This is a genomic window from Streptococcus sp. 1643 (assembly GCF_006228325.1).
In the GTDB taxonomy this organism is placed as follows: domain Bacteria; phylum Bacillota; class Bacilli; order Lactobacillales; family Streptococcaceae; genus Streptococcus.
In genome coordinates this window covers 440,555-459,837 of sequence record NZ_CP040231.1, presented here as the reverse complement: position 1 = coordinate 459,837, position 19,283 = coordinate 440,555, and the positions used below count along the sequence as shown (strand labels likewise).

At 42.4% G+C, this 19,283-nt stretch carries 18 protein-coding genes; 1 reads left to right on the top strand and 17 read right to left on the bottom strand.

The features are described 5' to 3' along the window. Positions 1-32: 32 nt before the first annotated feature. From FD735_RS02660 to pbp2b, 3 genes are all read right to left on the bottom strand, one after another. Positions 33-1,076: a D-alanine--D-alanine ligase gene (locus FD735_RS02660; protein WP_125391365.1), complete on the bottom strand. Its 1,044-nt coding sequence runs from the start codon at positions 1,074-1,076 to the stop codon at positions 33-35. 173 nt (positions 1,077-1,249) lie between these two features. After that, positions 1,250-1,846, bottom strand: coding sequence for a recombination mediator RecR (gene recR / locus FD735_RS02655; RefSeq protein ID WP_000966754.1), 597 nt, complete (start codon positions 1,844-1,846; stop codon positions 1,250-1,252). Between the two features lie 10 nt (positions 1,847-1,856). Continuing rightward, positions 1,857-3,899 carry a penicillin-binding protein PBP2B gene (gene pbp2b / locus FD735_RS02650; RefSeq protein ID WP_139658400.1) on the bottom strand — a complete coding sequence of 681 codons (2,043 nt, stop codon included), beginning with the start codon at positions 3,897-3,899 and terminating at the stop codon, positions 1,857-1,859. Between the two features lie 255 nt (positions 3,900-4,154). Here pbp2b and FD735_RS02645 point away from each other — a divergent pair, with 255 nt between their 5' ends. Next, positions 4,155-5,006 carry a MurR/RpiR family transcriptional regulator gene (locus FD735_RS02645; protein ID WP_139658399.1) on the top strand — a complete coding sequence of 284 codons (852 nt, stop codon included), beginning with the start codon at positions 4,155-4,157 and terminating at the stop codon, positions 5,004-5,006. Here the strand turns inward: FD735_RS02645 and FD735_RS09900 are convergent. From FD735_RS09900 to acpS, 14 genes are all read right to left on the bottom strand, one after another. Continuing rightward, a complete protein-coding gene (locus FD735_RS09900) occupies positions 5,003-5,125 on the bottom strand; it encodes a hypothetical protein (RefSeq protein WP_255296290.1) in 123 nt (40 codons plus the stop codon). The two genes, FD735_RS02645 and FD735_RS09900, sit on opposite strands and share 4 nt — an antisense overlap. 173 nt (positions 5,126-5,298) lie before the next feature. Then, positions 5,299-6,063 carry a class I SAM-dependent methyltransferase gene (locus tag FD735_RS02640; protein WP_139658398.1) on the bottom strand — a complete coding sequence of 255 codons (765 nt, stop codon included), beginning with the start codon at positions 6,061-6,063 and terminating at the stop codon, positions 5,299-5,301. A gap of 349 nt (positions 6,064-6,412) precedes the next feature. Further along, the gene (locus tag FD735_RS02635; protein WP_070568363.1) at positions 6,413-7,297 is read right to left on the bottom strand and encodes an ROK family protein; all 885 of its coding nucleotides are present in this window, start codon (positions 7,295-7,297) and stop codon (positions 6,413-6,415) included. A 17-nt stretch (positions 7,298-7,314) separates the two neighbouring features. Continuing rightward, positions 7,315-8,232, bottom strand: coding sequence for a dihydrodipicolinate synthase family protein (locus FD735_RS02630; protein WP_070568360.1), 918 nt, complete (start codon positions 8,230-8,232; stop codon positions 7,315-7,317). A gap of 170 nt (positions 8,233-8,402) precedes the next feature. Then, on the bottom strand, positions 8,403-9,047 hold the full coding sequence (locus FD735_RS02625; protein WP_070568357.1) for a YesL family protein: 645 nt from the start codon (positions 9,045-9,047) through the stop codon (positions 8,403-8,405). Positions 9,048-9,067: 20 nt separating this feature from the next. Further along, entirely contained in the window at positions 9,068-9,520 is a 453-nt protein-coding gene (locus tag FD735_RS02620; protein ID WP_070568354.1) for a YhcH/YjgK/YiaL family protein, read from the bottom strand. Between the two features lie 389 nt (positions 9,521-9,909). Then, positions 9,910-10,749 (bottom strand): carbohydrate ABC transporter permease, encoded by an 840-nt coding sequence (locus FD735_RS02615; RefSeq protein ID WP_001183243.1) that lies wholly within the window; start codon positions 10,747-10,749, stop codon positions 9,910-9,912. 15 nt (positions 10,750-10,764) lie between these two features. After that, positions 10,765-11,631 carry a carbohydrate ABC transporter permease gene (locus tag FD735_RS02610; RefSeq protein WP_161800156.1) on the bottom strand — a complete coding sequence of 289 codons (867 nt, stop codon included), beginning with the start codon at positions 11,629-11,631 and terminating at the stop codon, positions 10,765-10,767. Positions 11,632-11,850: 219 nt separating this feature from the next. Continuing rightward, the gene (locus tag FD735_RS02605; RefSeq protein WP_042768568.1) at positions 11,851-13,179 is read right to left on the bottom strand and encodes an ABC transporter substrate-binding protein; all 1,329 of its coding nucleotides are present in this window, start codon (positions 13,177-13,179) and stop codon (positions 11,851-11,853) included. A gap of 114 nt (positions 13,180-13,293) precedes the next feature. Continuing rightward, the gene (locus tag FD735_RS02600) at positions 13,294-13,992 is read right to left on the bottom strand and encodes an N-acetylmannosamine-6-phosphate 2-epimerase (protein ID WP_001135658.1); all 699 of its coding nucleotides are present in this window, start codon (positions 13,990-13,992) and stop codon (positions 13,294-13,296) included. A 319-nt stretch (positions 13,993-14,311) separates the two neighbouring features. Then, positions 14,312-15,292, bottom strand: a complete 981-nt coding sequence (locus FD735_RS02595) for an acetylxylan esterase (RefSeq protein WP_061427883.1) — start codon at positions 15,290-15,292, stop codon at positions 14,312-14,314. A gap of 469 nt (positions 15,293-15,761) precedes the next feature. After that, entirely contained in the window at positions 15,762-17,777 is a 2,016-nt protein-coding gene (gene recG, locus FD735_RS02585; RefSeq protein ID WP_061427885.1) for an ATP-dependent DNA helicase RecG, read from the bottom strand. Positions 17,778-17,794: 17 nt separating this feature from the next. Next, positions 17,795-18,898, bottom strand: a complete 1,104-nt coding sequence (alr, locus tag FD735_RS02580; protein ID WP_061427887.1) for an alanine racemase — start codon at positions 18,896-18,898, stop codon at positions 17,795-17,797. Continuing rightward, complete coding sequence (gene acpS / locus FD735_RS02575) at positions 18,888-19,250, bottom strand: holo-ACP synthase (protein ID WP_008278293.1); 363 nt, start codon at positions 19,248-19,250, stop codon at positions 18,888-18,890. The genes alr and acpS overlap by 11 nt, the downstream gene beginning before the upstream one ends. Positions 19,251-19,283: the final 33 nt, after the last annotated feature.

The following is a 19,283-nucleotide window of genomic DNA, read 5'->3' as shown; positions in this document are numbered from 1 at the left end:
GATCGTTCTGACTTCTACCCCTTCTTTCATTTTTATAGCAAATGCGCTTCGCGCTTGTCAAAACTTTGTTTAGCAAGGTCAACCAAATGCTCGATTAGTTCTGGGTAGCTGATTCCCATATTGTCCCAAAGTAGTGGATACATAGACCACTGGGTAAAACCTGGCATGGTATTAAGCTCGTTTAGGAAAATCTCGCCCTTATCTGTATAGAAGAAATCACAACGAGACAGACCGAGGCCACCGATCGCACGGAAGGCAGTTTCTGCATTATGACGCATGACAGCTACTACATCATCACTAATCTTGGCTGGGATGTCCATGGTAATCTTGTTGTCAATATACTTGGCATCATAGTCATAAAAGGCAACATCCTTGACCACTTCACCAGGAAGCGTGCTCTTCACATCGTAGTTGCCCAAGAGACCAACCTCGATTTCACGGGCATTCACCCCTTGCTCTACCAAGACACGGCTGTCATATTGGAAGGCAAGTTCCAAAGCTTGACGGAGTTCCTCTTGGTTTTCAGACTTAGAAATACCGACACTTGAACCCATGTTTGACGGCTTCGTGAAGACTGGATAAGTCAGTTTTTCTTCAACTTCAGCTATTTTAGCAGTCACATCATCACCTTCGACGATAGCCACATAAGGTACTTGGGCAATCCCAGCAGACTCCAAGACACGCTTGGTCGTGATTTTATCCATGGCAAGGCTGGATGACAAGATATTGCAGCCGACATAGGGCATTTTCAAAACTTCAAGGAATCCTTGAACAGAGCCATCTTCTCCCATCGGACCATGAAGAACTGGAAAGACCACTGCGCCTTCTTCGTAGATGGCACTTGGCGCTATTTTCTTATCCCAGTCAATAGTCGCATTGGTCATGAGACGATCTTCTTGACCTGGAGTCTGGCTAAATTCTTGCGTTTTAATAAAGTCACCTGACTGGCTGATGAAGAAAGTCTTGACTGTGAAACGGTCGTAGTTGACCGCACGCATAACACTTTCAGCTGAAAGGACAGAGACTTCACGCTCTGCACTACGCCCACCGTATAAAAGAATAATCGTTTGTTTCATATTGCTTGTCCTAATTCTAATAGAATACTCGTTCTTTAGTATATCATATTTGCTTCTTTTTTGAAACTTGAACATGGTACTAGAATTCAAGAAACATAAAAGAGACCTATAACATCAAAGTCGGTCTCCTTAATTTTCTTATGAATAAATTTAGTTCGTAAATTTGTCTACTCCTACAACTCTGTCCGATTTTCAATGGCTCGTAAGAGTGTGACCTCATCCGCATACTCGATATCTGCTCCCACGGCTAGTCCTCGTGCTAGGCGAGTGACCTTGATGCCAGCTGGCTTGAGGAGACGAGAGAGATACATAGATGTCGCTTCTCCATCCGCTGTCGCATTGGTTGCTACGATCACCTCTGAAACCTCACTATCCATGAGACGGGTCATGAGACTCTTGAGGTTGATATCGTCTGGGCTGATGCCATTCATCGGAGAAATAAGGCCATGCAAGACATGATAGAGTCCGTGGTATTCTTGGATATTTTCCATAGCAGCCACATCGCGACTATCCTCTAGCACCAAGATGGTTGTCTGGTCTCGAGTCGGATCCGTACAGATAGAGCAGGGGTCATCATCAGTCAAGCGACCACAGATGGAACAATAGGTCAATTCCCGTTTAGCAGACAGGAGATTTTTGGCAAATTCATTGACATCGTCATCAGACATTCCAATGGTATAGAAGGCTAGGCGGGTAGCCGTTTTGATTCCGATACCTGGTAACTTTGAATAGCTATCAATCAGCTTGGCAATAGGTGTTGGATACAGCATAAGTTCCTTTCTAATTCATTGGATGGTGTTGGTGATAAAGATTGATAATGTCGCGTGCAATAGAAGGTCCGACACCGTTTGTAAGATTGGTGTTATGAGGAAAGACGACTGCGACCGCGATTTGGGGATTTTCGGTCGGTGCGTAGGCGACTGCGTTGGTATTATTGGCTTCTTGACCGCCATTAACGTAACTTTCGGCAGTACCCGTTTTCCCACTGATGGAAACGGCTGCGCCATTTGAAAAGGCACGACCAGTTGTCAGAGCACTCGTTCCATGCGAAACTTGATAGAAACCTTGCTGCAAGATAGCCATATCTGATTCTGAAATATTGACCTTGTTTAGTTCCTTAGTGGCTGTTTCTTGAACCAGACTACCTAAGCCACCTTGGTCATTGTTTCCATAAACCCCTTCAACGATGTGAGGAGCCAAACGTACGCCATTGTTTGCAATGGTTGCGACATACTGGGCTAGCTGCATCGGTGTGTAGTTGTCAAACTGACCAAAGGAATTATTGATATAGTTCCCCAAATCAAATTCTTTTGGCGTAAATCCTGTAGATTCATCTGGGAGGTCAATCCCTGTTGAAGCTCCGAGTCCATATTCCCCAAAGGTTGATCGCAATTTGCCCATTGCAGTCTCTAACTGTCCCGTTGCGACTGTCATATTTGGTGTGTAGGTTTGTCCCATGATTCCTAGCGCAGTTTGAACCATGTAAGCATTAGAAGAGTATTCCAAAGCCTCAACTGCTGTGATAGGGAAAGAGCCATAGGACAAGGTATACCATGAATTGATAGGGGCCGAACCTTGGAAAACAATCGGCTGGTCTGTCAAGGTTTGATTGCCTGACAAGACTCCGTTTTCCCAACCAGAGCTGATGGTCGCCGCCTTAACAACAGATCCTGGTACAAAGACATTGGTTATCGTTCCAAGCGAATCTGAACTTAATTTCCCGGATTCGACATCATGCTTGACACCCGACATGGCCAGAACTGCACCGGTTTTAGGATTGAGGGCTACAGCGTAGACTCCTTCAGAATATTTGGCTCCACCGTTACCCAACTCTGAGTTGAAGTAGCTCTTGAGTAGGTCGTCCACACCATTCTGGAAAGCTAGGTCAACTGTTAACTTGATATTGTTTCCTTTGCTCCCTTCTTCGACATTTTCCACACTTTCCATATTTCCATGTTTGTCGAGGTGGATTTCCTTGACGGAACGTTTGCCTTGAAGAACATCTTCATATTGCTTTTCAAGATAGGAAGTCCCCACTCGGTCATTGAGAGAATAGCCTTTTTTGAGATAAGCATCAACTTCCTCTGCTGGAAGTCCTGACTTCTCATTTGAAACGCTACCGACAATTGTTGATAAAGAAGTGTCCAGTACTTTACGATCCCATGAGGTTGAAATACTGATACCTGGTAATTCCTTGGACGCTGATGCAACGAGAGCAACTTGGGTATCATCTAAAGCATCTGTAGAAATAGTGCCCGTCGCAAAATTTTCAACGGCATTGAGCTGACTAAAGAGATAGATTTCCTTTTTCTGGTCATCTGTATAATTGAGCTGACTCACGTCAATACTTTCAACCGCATTATTGTAGAGAGTCGCTTCAGATAGGCGATTCCCATCTGAATCCAGGCGTTTATCGCTTGGCAAGGATTCGACTGTTTTTTTGTAAACGTCCTGGTCCGCCAAGTAGTAGTCTGCAATCTGTCGATCTGTCAGATCAGGGGAAGTTACATTTACATATGTGAGGAGTTTCTTGGCTGTCTCCTTCAATTCAGCCGCCGTCATTTTATTGTTTCGTGTGAAAGAAACAACCTGCTTGACAGTATTTTCTACCAAGGGTTTCCCTGTTGCATCATAGATCTGTCCACGAGCTGAACTGGTTGTTACCCTTGTTTGGCTGGCTGAGGCCAATTTTGTTTCATAGAAATCTTTATTGAGCACCTGCATGTATAACAAACGACCAATAATGGCCATAAAAAGCAGGATGACAATCGCAAATAGTAAATTAAGCCGAATCGGAATCGAATGGCTATTAAATTTTCTCATACAACTAAGACTCTTTTCTAGAAAAATTCCCGATTTCCACCTTTATTTCCCCTAAAATAATAGAGCAAACAGGTAACGCTCAGTACATTTCATTGTACCATATTTTACGGAGAAACTCTTGGAAAAGTCGAAGCATTTTTTGACTTTTAACTGAAAATGCCTTTTTATTTGGTTATCCTATTTTCTATGATATAATGATAGTAATAGTTAGGAAAGCGTTAACTTTTAAGACTTTGACTCATAAAAAGGAGCCTCATGAACAAGCCAGATATTGCAACCATAATCGACCTCCATTTTGAAGAATTAACCGAGCTCGAGCAAGAAATCGCTCGCTATTTTTTGCAAGCTGAAACGATCCAAGATGATCTCTCTTCTCAGCAAGTTACCCAGAAATTACATATCTCCCAAGCAGCCTTGACCCGCTTTGCCAAAAAGTGTGGTTTTACAGGCTACCGAGAGTTCGTCTTTCAATACCAGCATCAGGCTAGTAAAACGGACACTCATTCGCACAAACACAGTCCTTTGACCAAACGTGTTTTACGAAGCTACAGTATCATGAGAGAACAAACACAGGATTTGATCGACGAAGAACAACTGGAACGTGTCGCCCAATTAATCGATGACGCTGAACGTGTTTACTTTTTTGGGACGGGAAGTTCTGGTCTGATTGCCCGTGAGATGAAACTGCGCTTTATGCGTCTAGGTGTTGTCTGTGAAGCTTTGACCGATCGGGATGGCTTTGCTTGGACGACCAGTATCATGGATGAAAACTGTTTGGTACTTGGCTTTTCTCTATCAGGCACTACCCAATCCGTCCTCGATAGTTTGTTGGATGCCAAGGAAATGGGGGCCAAGACCATTCTCTTTACCAGCGCTCCAAACAAAAACAGTCAGGCCTATACCGAAACAGTCCTTGTCGCAAGCCATAGTCAATCTTCTTACATCCAACGTATTTCCGCTCAACTTCCTATGCTCTTTTTAACAGATTTGATTTATGCCTACTTTTTAGAAATCAATCGTGAGAGCAAGGAAAAAATCTTTAATAGTTATTGGGAAAACAAAAAGCTCAACGGCTATCGTAGACAAAAACGCGCTAGAAAATCCTAGTTTGGTTGAACCAAACTAGGATTGTTTTGTTTTGAAATGATAATAGGCACATAGGTGGTCTTTCCCATCTTTCTCTTTGTGCTAATCCCTTTTTTATCTGCGTTTTTCAGTCCTTCCATAAATTCCCCTTTCCGTTTTTGAATTTTTGACAACAAAAAGGAAGTATCGGCTATCCGCTTTTACTTCCTCTCTATAATTTTATTTAGTTGCTTTACTTCGACAAACTGGGATTTAGATTTTAACCCTTACGGAAAATAAAACGGGCTATTCTCCTGAAGTATGTTCCATAACATTATAGTTTAATGCAAAGTGTAGCGATGTAGTCATTTCCATAACGTGATAATCGATGTCTTTTATCACATGATTCATAAAAATCGATCATAGCGAGACCGTTTTTTAGTTGTCCTCTAATCTGATTTTCTAAGGTATGGCTAAATTCATATCCATATTCTGGATTGATGGTTATCTTGCCTTCCTCTTCAAGCTCTCTTGAATTAAAAGGGATGGAGAATTTTAACAGTAATTCCTCATCGGGTTGATCCCATACAACGTCAGCATCATACATGTAGATCCAAGGATTCATAAATCCGACCATTAAGAGTCCACCCTTTTTCAATACGCGAGAGGCTTCTTTATACATGTTTTCTAAATCTTCTATATATACATTTGAAACTGGATTAAAAATAATATCAAAAGTTTCATTTTCAAATGGAAATGGTTTTGTCATATCGCTTTGAACCGTATTGATTTTTAAGCCTTCTCTTTTAGCAACCAACTCATCTCTTTCTAATTGTGATTTAGAAAAATCCATAATGGTGACATCATAACCTTTTGCAGCAAAAACGGGACCCTGCTGTCCACCACCACAAGCTAACCCTAATATCTTTTTCCCGTTTGCTTTTTCAAACCATTCTATCGGAACTTTTTTCCCAACAGTTAAGGCAACAGAAATTGGATGCTTTCTAACTTCTTCTAATTCTTCCTGTGTCAATGGCTCAGTATAGTCATTTTTTACATTATTCCATCTATCTTCATTTAATTTTATATAATTGTTCATCTTACAATCTCCTCGTAATTTTATATGATTTCGATTTCAGGTGAATCAGTTGCCATTACATTTTCTCACCTCTAGAAATTCTAATTTGTCAATTTTTCATCCATCTCATTATATCATTTTTCCACATTTTCCCATTTACTCAAGCTAAATATCAATTCAATGGATGATAGAATTGCTCTCGCCTTGTAGTTCTTTATCTCGGCCTAACCTTTCATTCAAGGTGGTTATTTTCTCCTAGTTTCTCACGATTACCTCCTTTGGCTTAAATTTTTCAATAAAAAAAGAATTAAGCAAAACAGTTTTCACTCGAGTAGTGATTCAGTGTTTTTCTTAATTCTATAGCTCCAAACTAGGATTGTTTTGTTTTGAAATGATAATAGGCTCCCAACATCCCTGCTGTGTTTTGGTGATGGGCAAATTCTAATCTCGTTTTTTCAGCTAGGCTTGGCACCAAGGCCGCCTTCAAGGCTGTGCGGATCTTCGGTTTGAGGATAGCCTCTTGCCCCATGATCCCGCCACCGAGAATGACCACTTCTGGATTGGCAACGTAGCAAATATTTGCCAGACCTTTTCCTAAATAGTCTACCATGCGGTCAATACCAGCCATACAGATCTTGTTTCCTTCAGTAGCTTCCTTGAAAATGCGTCGGCCATTCCACTGATCAACTGAGTCACCATGAGCTGCTGCTACATATTCTACCAGGGCTGTCGTAGAAGCAAGATCCTGAAAAGCTCCATCCTGCATGTGCATATAACCAACTTCGCAGGCTGAATTACTAAATCCATGGAAGACCTTCCCACCCATAATCAAGCAACCACCGATACCGGTTCCAATGGTCAAGCAAAGAGTGACACTCGCTCCCGTGCCTGAACCAGATACTGCCTCAGCCAGACCTGCACAATTGACGTCATTCTCAATCTCGCAAGGAATATTAAAACTCGTCTCGATTTCCTTCTTGAACTGGGTTCCTGCATAGTTGGGAATCTGAGGACCAGCGTAGAAAATTTCCCCCTTATCAGGATCCACCATTCCTGCAGAAGAAATGGCAACACCTGCTACTGGGCCTTTTTCTAAATAGCTGGCTACGATATCTTTTGTCTTTTGTAAGATATGAGGTCCACCCTTATGCGCCTCGGTTGGCATTTCATGCGATTCAACAAGTTGGCCTTCTTGGTCAATCAAACCATATTTGATGTTGGTTCCACCGATATCAATTGCAACGTAGTGTGTCATAAATACCTCCTTATGGATTAGAGGAAGCGCTCCTTGGTTTCACGAATCAAGGCTGCAGCTGCTTCTACAACTGGACGATCTTCTTCCGTCACTGGCGTCAATGGTGAACGAACTGATCCAATGTTAAGTCCTTCATTGATCTTCAAGACTTCTTTGATCACACCGTACATATTTCCATGTGCAGCAGTCAATTTACCAATGATCGCATTGATAGCGTACTGCAATTCACGCGCTGTTTCCAAATCTTTTTCAGCAATCAACTGATTGAGTTTCAAGAAGAGTTCTGGCATTGCACCATAAGTACCACCAATACCAGCTTTGGCACCCATGAGGCGACCACCTAGGAATTGTTCATCTGGGCCATTGAATACGATGTGGTCTTCTCCACCAAGGCTGACAAAGGTTTGGATATCTTGAACTGGCATAGAAGAGTTCTTAACACCGATAACACGAGGATTCTTCAACATTTCAGTGTAAAGGCTTGGAGTCAAAGCAACACCTGCTAATTGAGGAATGTTGTAGATAACATAGTCTGTGTTTGGAGCTGCAGAACTGATATCGTTCCAGTATTTAGCAACTGAGTATTCTGGCAAACGGAAGTAAATCGGTGGAATCGTTGCAATGGCATCTACACCCAAACTTTCTGCGTGGCGAGCAAGTTCCATACTATCTTTGGTATTGTTGCAGGCAACATGGGCGATGATAGTCAATTTTCCTTTGGCAACTGCCATGACTTCTTCCAAAATCAATTTGCGATCTGCCACACTTTGGTAGATACATTCACCAGAAGAACCATTGACATAAAGACCTTGAACTCCTTTATCAATGAAGTATTGAACCAAAGCACGTGTGCGCTCTGGGCTTACTTCTCCTTGATCATCGTAACATGCGTAGAAGGCTGGAATGACACCTTCGTATTTTTTCAAATCTGACATAGATTTTCTCCTAAGATTTCTTTTTTCTGCTGAGAGCAGTTCTATTTTTTACAAGTTTAGTATACACCTTGTGAAAATCGCTTTCAATATCTTGTATACACTTAGATTTTAGTTTCTACTTGTATTTTAGAAACTATAACGATTGAAAGTAGTTTCAGAAAGATCTCATCCTACTGGTATTTTGCGAAAATTTTCTCCATCAATCCTACTTGGAGAAAGACTAGCAAACCAAAACCAAAGAGGATAAAAGCTGACCCACCCAAAAGGAGAGTGAAGGCGGATAGATAAAGAACCATCACAATAAGAAAGAGAATGGCTAACATGAGGAAGAACCATGGAAAGTTAAAACTTGCCAAGATAAGCCCTTTTTGCAGCACTTCTTTCCAAGACAAATCATAGCGCGCAGCGATGGGATAGCTAGCCAGCATCACGAGAGTGAGGAAGATGAGAATCCCCAAACAAATTGCTTTCACAATCTGGAAAGGCAAAGCAGTCTGTCCCCAGAAGAGATAGAGGTCTAGAAGGCTTAATGACACAATGCCCAACTCTAACAGACCCAACTGAAGCCCCAGTTTCAGATTTTGCTTGAAGGCCCTTATATAAGTTCTAAAGACTGGTACCCGTCTGCTTCTCTTAATCTCGAACATAGTCTCATAGAGGCTGATTTTCGCCACTCCAATCGTCACGATGGGCAAACAAGAGACGACAAAAAGAAGATTGACTGCCACAATATCCAAGACCTTCTCACTGAAACGCATGAGAAAATTATCTGTATCAAATGCTGCCTTGATAAGGCTTACTCCTTTTTGTGCCATGTTTGCTCCTCCTGATTCTTTTAATCAATCAAAATTTTAAAGAGATACTTGCGAACCTTTTCTTCCATCCCTGCGTAGCCATTTGGCTGGTGTGGTTCTCCGGGGAAGAAAATCGCAAAATTGTGATAGCCCAACAAGATTGGGTAGCGTTCATGACAATGGACAAAACCAATGTCGCTCACTTCGTCGAATGCTACTGCCTCGTCTTTGATACGTGAACCGTAGCTCGAATATTCATGTCCTTCTACCAGCAAATGCAAGTCTGCATAGTTCTTATGGTGCTCAAATTGATCATTTTCAGCTTGATTGAGGACATTTTCCTGAACAACTAGAAAGACCTTGTCCCCGTCAATCTCATACTTACCGAGTTCGAAAGAATCCTTACGGTGCTGATAGAGATAGTCGATAGCCTTGTCTAGATTGGGATGGATTCCTTTATAAAAGGCGATGTTTTTCAAATCGTCAAAAATCATACTGTTTCCTTCGTTTCTGATAGTTACTATTTTTCAGTTTCGAATTATCCTTTCTCTATTTCCCTGTAATAGTGCGGACGGAAGCAAATTCCTTCGGAATTTCATTCCTAATTTTTGAGCCTTTCACTCCTTCATCGTCAGTCTCAAAAATTCCGTCTAAGATAAGCGTTAATTGCTTATCTTAGATACCACTAAAGCGGGAAATAGTTACCCTAAAACGAACCTACTCTAACTAGTATCATGAAAAGAGTTCATTTTTAAGTTTATAAGTGTCTGACAAAACTTCACGAAGTAACTGCATACTCTCCATTTTGTAGACACTTATAACTCTATATTTCCATGGCATGTCAAGACCACTTCTGCAATCTTGATACACTAATTTACTTTTCTTAACCTTTGACCGCTCCCATAGTGATCCCTTGAGTGAAGGATTTTTGGAAGACAAGGAAGACGGTTACGATTGGCACTGCTGCAAGAGCTGCACCTGCCATGATCAAACCATAGTTGGTTGCCATTTCGGCCTGCATGGTCGCAACCCCGAGTGAGATAGTCAAGTTTTGACGTGAAGTCAACATAACCAACTGCATGAAGTAGTCGTTCCAAGTATTGATGAAGGTAAAGATTGCAAGGGCTGCAAATCCTGGCTTCACGATAGGGAAGGCTACGCTCCAGAAGGTACGAATCTCACCACAACCGTCGATTTTAGCTGATTCAAGCAATTCTGTTGGGATGTTTTCGCTGAACTGTTTCATAAGGAATACCCCAAATGGCCATCCGATCAAAGGCAAGATAACTGCCCAAAGTGTATCGTGAATTCCCATGAAGTTGACGATACGTACCAATGGTACAAGGACAACTTGTTTTGGAAGCGCCATGGCAGCGATAAAGACTGCAAAGAGAATGCGCTGACCATAGAAACGTTTCTTAGCCAAGACATAACCTGCTAGAGAAGAGGTTGCACAGACTAGGAACATGGTTACTAGCGAGATAAATACAGAGTTCCACATCCACTGCATAGCAGGGTTTTGCACCATGAGTTGTTGGAAGTTTTCCATGGTTGGCATTTTAGGGAACCATTGTGGTGGAATCATAATGGTATCAGGCTGTGATTTGAAGGCCCCTGTCAAAATCCAGTAGAATGGAAAGATGAACAGCACGGTCAACAAGAGCAAGATAATCGTTGAAATAACAGTAAAAGCTGTTAAGGGTTTCTTTTGTGTAGGTTGCATAACTGTCTCCTTTCTTTAGTATTCTACGTCGTTTCCGAGGATCTTGAATTGAGCAAAGCTGACAATGGCAATCATCACTGCCAAGAAGACACCGATGGTATTTGCATAGCCGTATTCTGTCAATTGGAAGGCTTTTTCGTAAAGGTAGTACATCAAGGTACTTGTTGAATAGTTTGGACCACCAGAAGTCAACAACTGAATCAAGGCGAAACATTGGAAAGAGTTGATGGTTGTAATAATCGCGATGTAAAGAGTTGTTGGAAGAAGGCTAGGCCATTTGATCTTCCAGAAGACTTGAAACTCAGTCGCACCGTCTACACGCGCTGCTTCAACAAGTGAATTGTCAATATTCCCCATGGCAGCGATATAAAGGATAATCGGTTGACCAACAGATGTTGTCAAAAGGATGATCATAATCGCTAGCAAAGCCCAGTTTTTGTCACCCAGCCAAGAAATGTTTTGACTGATGATATGGCTTGACTTAAGGACAAAGTTTAGAATCCCTGATAGAGGGTCATAGATCCATTTCCATACAACCGTTACGGCAACACTACCTGTAACTACAGGAAGGAAGAAGACGAAACGATAGAAAGAACGGGCAATGGCATTTTGATGATAGGTTTGAGATGCTACAAAGAGCGAGAAGAGAACCACAATCGGAACAGATCCAATAACCAGAATAACGGTATTGATCAAAGACTTCATAAAGACAGGGTCTTTAAACATGCGAATGTAGTTGTCCAAGCCCACAAACTCAAATTTAGTCATGGAGTAGTTAAAGAAACTTGTAATGAATCCCATAATCATAGGAGCCAAGACAAAGATGACAAAGAAGAATAACACTGGTGCTAGGAAAGCGTAGGAAATCACTGTTTCCCGCATACGAATTTTATTGACTTTCACAGTCGGCACCTCTCTTTCAAATAGAATAGTTTTTGATTTTCTTGAACTGTTTTAAAACCAAAATGAAATTTTTTAAGATTCGCTTATGTAAGAACTTCATTTTAATTTCGTGACAGTTCCTACCATTTCAAACAAAAGTCCCCCTTTTCTTACACCATAGTGCACAGGGAAAAGGGGGGAATCAATCTGACTTAGTGCTTATTGTTTTGTAGCTTTTTTGATTGTTTCGTTAGCTTTTTCAGTGAAGGCTTTCAAAGCATCCGCTGGTTTTTCGTCACCATTTGATACAGATTGCAACATTGGGAACCAAAGTGTTCTCATTTCAGCAAATCCATCGATAGTATTGTAGTATGGTGAGTAGTATTTAGTCCAGCCACTGATTGTTTCCATACGTTTGTCTTCATAAAGTTTGCCAAATGAAGTACGAACTGGGAAGGCACCTGTACGAACTACGTCTTTAGGACCCCATTCTTTGTCATCTGCGATGAATTGAACGAATTTCTTAGCAGCTGCGACTTTCTTATCGTCTTTGTTGTTAAATACTGCAAATCCGTTTACAAGGTATTCAAGAGATGGTTTACCAGAATCTGATGGGAATGGTACTTCTACCACATCTACCTTACTTGCTTCCAAGAGTTTAGCTTGGATACCGTTTTGAGCTGGTGCCCAAAGGATTGTGTATGAAGTTTGACCGTTCGCAAAGTTTTGGATGTCTGCTCCACCGTCAAATTGTGAACCATTGTTCAACAAACCATCTTTGATCCAGCTAGCCGCTTTTTCAAGACCTTTGACGAATTTAGGATCGTCAGTTGTATATTTAGTTACATCTTTATCTGTTACAGAACCACCGTAAAGGTTTGCAATGAAGGCACGTGTTCCTTGGTCTCCCCCTTGACCAGCACTGAACAATGAACCTGGAGTGTAGCCTTTATCTTTAAGGGCTTTCAAAACTTTTTCAAAGTCATCAGTTGTCCAACCTTCTTTTACAAGGTTTGCAACTCCAGCATCTTCCAACATTTTCTTGTTCATAGCCATGTAGAATGGAGCTGAACTGATTGGATACATGTAAGCTTTGTCGCCAGCCTTACTTGCTTGTACGATGTTTTCGTTGTTAACATCTTTGACGAATTCGTCTGTGAAGAGGTCGTTCAACTCAGCCAATTTACCATTTTTACCGTATTGGATGATACGTCCTGGTGCGTCAAAGAGTACGTCTGGCGCTGTTCCAGCTTCGATAGCTGTTGTGATCTTTTCTGGACCTGACTTGAAGTCGATGGTTTCCAATTTCACTTTTACATCTGGATTTGCTTTTTCAAAAGCTTCGATGATCGATTTTTCATAAGTTCCAACACCGTCACCAGTTTTTTCTTGTGTGAAGACTGGGAATGCCCACCAAGTGATTTCTGTTTTTCCGCTATCGCTACCAGAATTTGCAGCATCTTTGCTTCCACCAGAGTTACCACAAGCAGCAAGGCCAAGAATTGCAGCACCCGCAAGTACTGTACAAGCTAGTTTTCTAAATTTCATTTGTATTCTCCTAATTGATAAGCGTATCCATATTGGATAATGAGCAAGTTTACATTTGTATACGTTTTCATTTTGTCCGACGCATCAACCACTCTCCTCTGTTTTGAGATTGTGTTATTTAAGACCGGCAACAAAGCGTTCCGTGATCTCTTTTGGTCTAGTAATCGCTCCACCAACAACGATGCCTCGAACCCCATATTCAAGGATTTGTTTGGCTTGTTCTGGTGTATGAATTTTCCCTTCAGCGATGACATCCACTCCTGCTTCACAAAGTTTTTTGATTAGTTCAAAGTCTGGACCATCCACTTTCGGACTATAAGAAGTGTAACCTGATAGGGTTGTTCCAACAAAATCAATTCCGGCTTCAACTGCTGCTATACCCTCTTCAAAAGTACTGGTATCAGCCATTAAGAGTTGATGCGGATATTTTTCTTTGACTTGTCGGATAAAGTCTTGGATTTCCAAACCGTCATATCGTTCACGTTTGGTACAATCCAGAGCAATGACCTCGATGTCTAGTTCAGCCAGTTCATCGACTTCTCTCATAGTAGCTGTAATGAATGGCTCCTGTGGCGGATAGTCACGTTTGATAATCCCGATAATCGGGAGTTTCGTAACCTCCTTAATCTCCTTGATATCGCGAACACTGTTTGCTCGGATACCGACTGCTCCACCTTGCTCAGCCGCTTTGACTAGCAAGGGAATGACTCCTCCCGCTTCTGTATAAAGCGGTTCGTGAGGAAGTGCCTGGCAAGAGACAATGATTCCATCTTTGATCTGTTCAATCAAGGCTTCTTTGCTGATCTGTGGCATCCTCTTTCCTCCCTTTCTTGTTCTTATGGGCTTATTATATATCATTTGTTAAGCGCTTTCAATAGCTTGTAGTAGAATAGATTTCAGTTTCAAAACTATTTTATAGAACAGACTATCCTGAAAGTAGTTTCAGACCTCTTACGATTTTGATTTTTTTGTAAAACGATTTAAGTGTTTTATATTTCCTTACAAAAATTATCCCAATTACAAATAGGTTACTCACTATTTTTAAATCAGATTTAATAAAAATTAAAAAAAAGATTTTATATTATTTCCAATAATCTAATATAAAAAGAGAGCTACTGCCCTCTCTCATTCATTATCTTACGTACTTAAAAGGAATCTCACTGCCACAGAGCCAGTTGTAGACTTGGTCATTGACAAAAACATTCATGGCTTCGTGAGCATACTCAGGCATGATGCGATAGGCCTTGTCGCAAGTTAGACGGTTGTAAATCGCAAACTGGGTAATAGGATAGCAGACATCGTCATCCAAGCCTGTAATCATCTTGACCTCACCTTGAATGCGATGGGCAAGATTTTTCACATCGATATAAGCAAGGGTCGCCATGATTTCCTCCTCTGTTTCATGGAAGGGATCATGGAACTTGAAATATCGGAAGAGTTCATCATAGGCTTCACTGGTATTGCCAATCTCAAGCACTCGTCTAAAGTCTGACAAGAAAGGATAGATGGCAACTGTTCGCTGAATCCGAGGATTGAGCGCTGCTGCAACCAAGGCTAAAGCACCGCCTTGTGAGGCACCATAGCTAGAAAGTCTTTCCTCATCTACCTGTGGCAGACTAGCAACAATTTCGATCAACTGGTAAATATCCAGATAGACATCCTTATAAAAGAGCTGGTCTCGACCTTCAACAGCACCACGGATGATATGTCCCTTAACGGTATTTCCCAAAGGAGAGCGCAAGCCATCTTGCGAATAACCTGACTGGCCTCGGACATCCATAGAAACAACACCGTAACCAGCCACAGTATAGGCTAGCATGTCAGCCCAATCCCAACCACGGCCCATGTACCCATGGAAATGGAAGATTAGCGGAACCTTCTCCTCAGTCTTTGGAAGGACGATTCGTGCATAGACCTTGCCTTCATTAGTTCCTTCAAAGGTCAGTTCATAACACTTGACTTGAGGAATATGAAAATCCCTTTCCTCCAACTGGTAGGCAGGAAGGACTGAAACTTTTTTGACCTCTTCATCCCAGAAAGCATCAAAGTCTTCTGGAATCTCATCCCGTCCTAGATAGGTCTTGATTTCTTCTAACAAAGCTGGATTTTTCATAGCATGCTCCTTTAGTTTTGTAATCGCTATCATAACTCTAGCATATCTAGGAAGGCAATGCAAGAAAGAATGCTAAATAGAAAGTGATTTTAGATTCTCTTTCCTCAAACCTATCGTCTGAAAGTAGTTTTAAAAATAAAAAGAGCGTTTCCGCTCTCTGTGTATCAATAGGTGCTAGCTCCTTTCTCTAGTTTGACGGTTTGGAATTTCTTTTGGTAGGTTACTTTAATAGTCATGTGAGAGCCCTCGTTTCTTTTTGATGACTCTAGTATAAGACCCAAACCTAAAAGCTAGCTTAAGTTTTCCTTAGAGAAAGCTTATACTCAATGAAAATCAAAGAGCAAACTAGGAAACTAGCCGCAGGTTGCTCAAAGCACTGCTTTGAGGTTGTAGATAAGACTGACGAAGTCAGTTACATATATAATCCAAGGCGACGTTGACGTGGTTTGAATTTGATTTTCGAAGAGTATTAATCCAGATGTTCTTTCTTTTCCAGATGGAGAGCAATCATGCGCCATTCTGGATCCTCTTGCCAACCTTCTATCGAACTAATGTAGCTGGCAACCTTTCTGGCTTCTTCTAAAATCGGAAAATCTTCGATAATATCAGCCACTTGAAACTCTGGAAGTCCTGACTGTCTGGTTCCAAAAATCTCACCAGAACCACGCATTTTCAAATCTTCCTCCGCAAGGACAAATCCATTGGTCGTCTCTGTCATGATACGCATGCGATCTTTCCCGGAATCCGTCTTGGGATTAGCTACGAGAACAGCATAAGACTGCTTGTCCCCCCGACCGACACGGCCTCTGAGCTGGTGAAGCTGGCTGAGACCGAACCGATCGGCATCCATGATAATCATGACGGTCGCATTGGGAACATTGACCCCAACCTCGATAACCGTTGTAGATACTAGAATATCTGTTTTTCTCTCTTTGAAATCCTGCATGATCTGGTCTTTTTCGTCACTCTTCATCTTACCATGTAGCAGAGCAACCTCAGCCTTGCCAGCAAAATGAGCTGTCAACTCCTCTGATAAGGCAATGGCATTTTTCAAATCCAGAGCTTCAGATTCTTCAATCAAGGGAGAGATGACATAGGCTTGCGAACCTTTTTGAATTTCTCCCTCTAACCAAGTCAAAACCTGAGGCAGCTGCTCATGTTTAATCCAGCGCGTCACAATCGGCTTCCGTCCTGCTGGCATCTGGTCGATAATGGAAACATCCATATCCCCAAAGGCTGTGATAGCCAGTGTTCGCGGAATGGGCGTCGCTGTCATCATGAGAACGTCAGGATTGTCCCCTTTTTCCCGTAAAATACGCCTTTGCCCCACACCAAAACGGTGCTGCTCATCAATGATAATCAAGCCAAGACGAGCATAATCCACCCCATCTTGTATCAGAGCGTGGGTTCCGATAATAAAGTCGGCCTCACCCTTTGCTATGGTCTCCAAGACTTCTCTTTTTTCTGCAGCTTTTAAGGATCCTGTCAAGAGAGCGAGTTTCAAGTCTGGAAAAAGGTTCTGTAAACTCTCAAAGTGTTGCTCTGCTAGGATTTCTGTCGGTACCATGAGAGCTGCCTGATAGCCAGCCGTCACTGCAGCAAACATGGCTAAGCCAGCAACCACTGTTTTTCCGCTCCCTACATCTCCTTGCAGGAGACGATTCATGTGGTGGTCCGACTTCATGTCTGTCAAAATTTCCTGCAAACTCTTTTCCTGAGCTGAGGTCAGAGCAAAAGGAAGATTTTCCTTAACAGCTGTCACCTTTTCCTTGGACCAATTCAGAACCAGACCGCTTCCCTGAACTCTATTTTCAGATTTGAGCGTCTGCAACTGCATTTGAAAATAAAAGAGTTCCTCAAACTTGATACGGCGAAGGGCCTGCTTGTATTCTGCCAAATCCTTTGGAAAATGCATAGCACGAACTGCATGACAACGGGACATGAGTTTGTATTTATCAAGTAAAGACTGGGGAAGATTTTCCTCTATCAAGAGGTCCAACCCCTGATCAAAGGCTGTCTTAATGACCTTAACCAGCCCTGCCTGACTGATTCCTTGAGCCAGACGATAGACAGGTTGGAGGTCATCTTCCACCTGAGCCAGAACCTTCATCCCAGTCAGACTAGCCTTGGCGCGGTCCCATTTTCCAAAGACAGCAAGTGTTGCTCCCAACTCTATCTTATCAGCCAGATAGGGCTGGTTAAAGAAGTTCACGGCAAAAACGACTTCTCCCTGCTTGAGGCTAAAACGCAGGCGATTACGCTTGAAACCATAATACTGGACACTAGCAGGAGTCACGACTTGACCAGACAGAACAGCCTTTTCGCCATCTTCCAACTCTAGCACCTGCTTGGTCTTGAAATCTTCATAACGGAAAGGAAAGTAGAGCAAGAGGTCTTGCAAGTTTTCAATTCCTAGTTTGGCGTATTTCTCTGCTGACTTTGGCCCCACACCAGGCAAGACATGCAAGGGTTGGTGTAGATTCATGCTCCACTCCTTTCATTTTAATAATATTCTCTCGGAATGCGGTCGCTGAGGAGGCAAACCACCTCATAGTTAATAGTTCCACGATAGGTCGCTACCTGAGTAGCTGTGATTTCCTTGCCACCGTTTGTGCCGATCAGGGTTACTTTTGTTCCTAGCGGATAAATCTTAGGCAGACGAATGGTGATTTGGTCCATAGATACTCGTCCGACGATTGGGCAAGCTTGACCATCTACCAAGACAGAGAAATTCTGCATGTCTCGTGTCCAACCATCCGCATAACCGATTGGCACCGTCGCAATGACTTGCTCACTATCCGCTTGATAGGTGGCTCCATAGCCCATGCAAGCTCCAGCTGGAACTGTCTTGACATGAACCAGGGCAGACTCCAAACTCAAGGCTGGTGTCAAATCATAGGGTAAGTCCAAGACCTCTCCACTTGGATTGAGACCATACATGGCATCTCCCATACGGACTGCATTGCAAATAGTCTCTGCATGCCAGAGGGTCGTTGCCGAGTTACTGGCATGAACCAGTTCTGGAACTTTCTTCATACTTGCCAAAATAGCTTTAAAGCATTCTAACTGAGCATTAAAATACTCATCTGATTCTTCATCTGCAGTAGCAAAGTGGGTAAAAATTCCCTCAATGCGAGCACCATGTTGCTTGAGCAAGGCTTGAGCCTGCTCTGCCTCACTGGAATCTCGGAAACCAATCCGTCCCATTCCTGAATCAATCTTGAGGTGAACCGTTAAGCCAGATAAATCTGTCTCCCTAGCTAACAGCGCTTGAATCCACTCCAGTCCAGCCACTGTCAATGTGATGTCGTATTCTTTAGCAAGAGAAACAGCTTCTAGCTCAGAAACTCCTAAAATGAGGATTTTCTTGCTAAGTCCAGCCAGACGAAGTTCAATAGCTTCATCAATATTGGAAACACAAAATCCATCAACATCATCTTGAATAGCTGTGGCAACAGCTACTGCCCCATGACCATAGGCATTGGCCTTGACCACTGCCCACTTGAGCGTTCTTTCAGGGATATGAGCCTCCATTTGCTGAATATTTTGTCGAATAGCTCCCAGATATATCAGAGCCTTGGTTGGTCTATGTGGACTAGCTTTCATGATTTTCCTCCAAAATGACACTGGCTGTCACAAACTGATCTGTATGGCTGATAGATAGCCAAATCTTTCCTGAAAATGGTGCCTGACTAAAATAGGGAGCCCCCCGTTCATTGTTCAAAACTTCCAAATCCTGAAAGGTCAGTTTGCCAATACCAGTTCCCATAGCCTTGGAAAAGGCCTCCTTAGCTGACCAGCGACCTGCCAAGTATTCGATCTGTCTGCGCCCTTTGAGACTGGTAAAGCGCTCCATTTCTTTAGGGGTCAGCACGCGCTTAGCAAAGCCTTCACGTCGTGTAACTGCGTTTTCTATCGAAGCCAATTCTTCGATGTCAATTCCGTGTCCAACTATCATACTCATAAAAGGAGCTGAGATTCCCCCAACTCC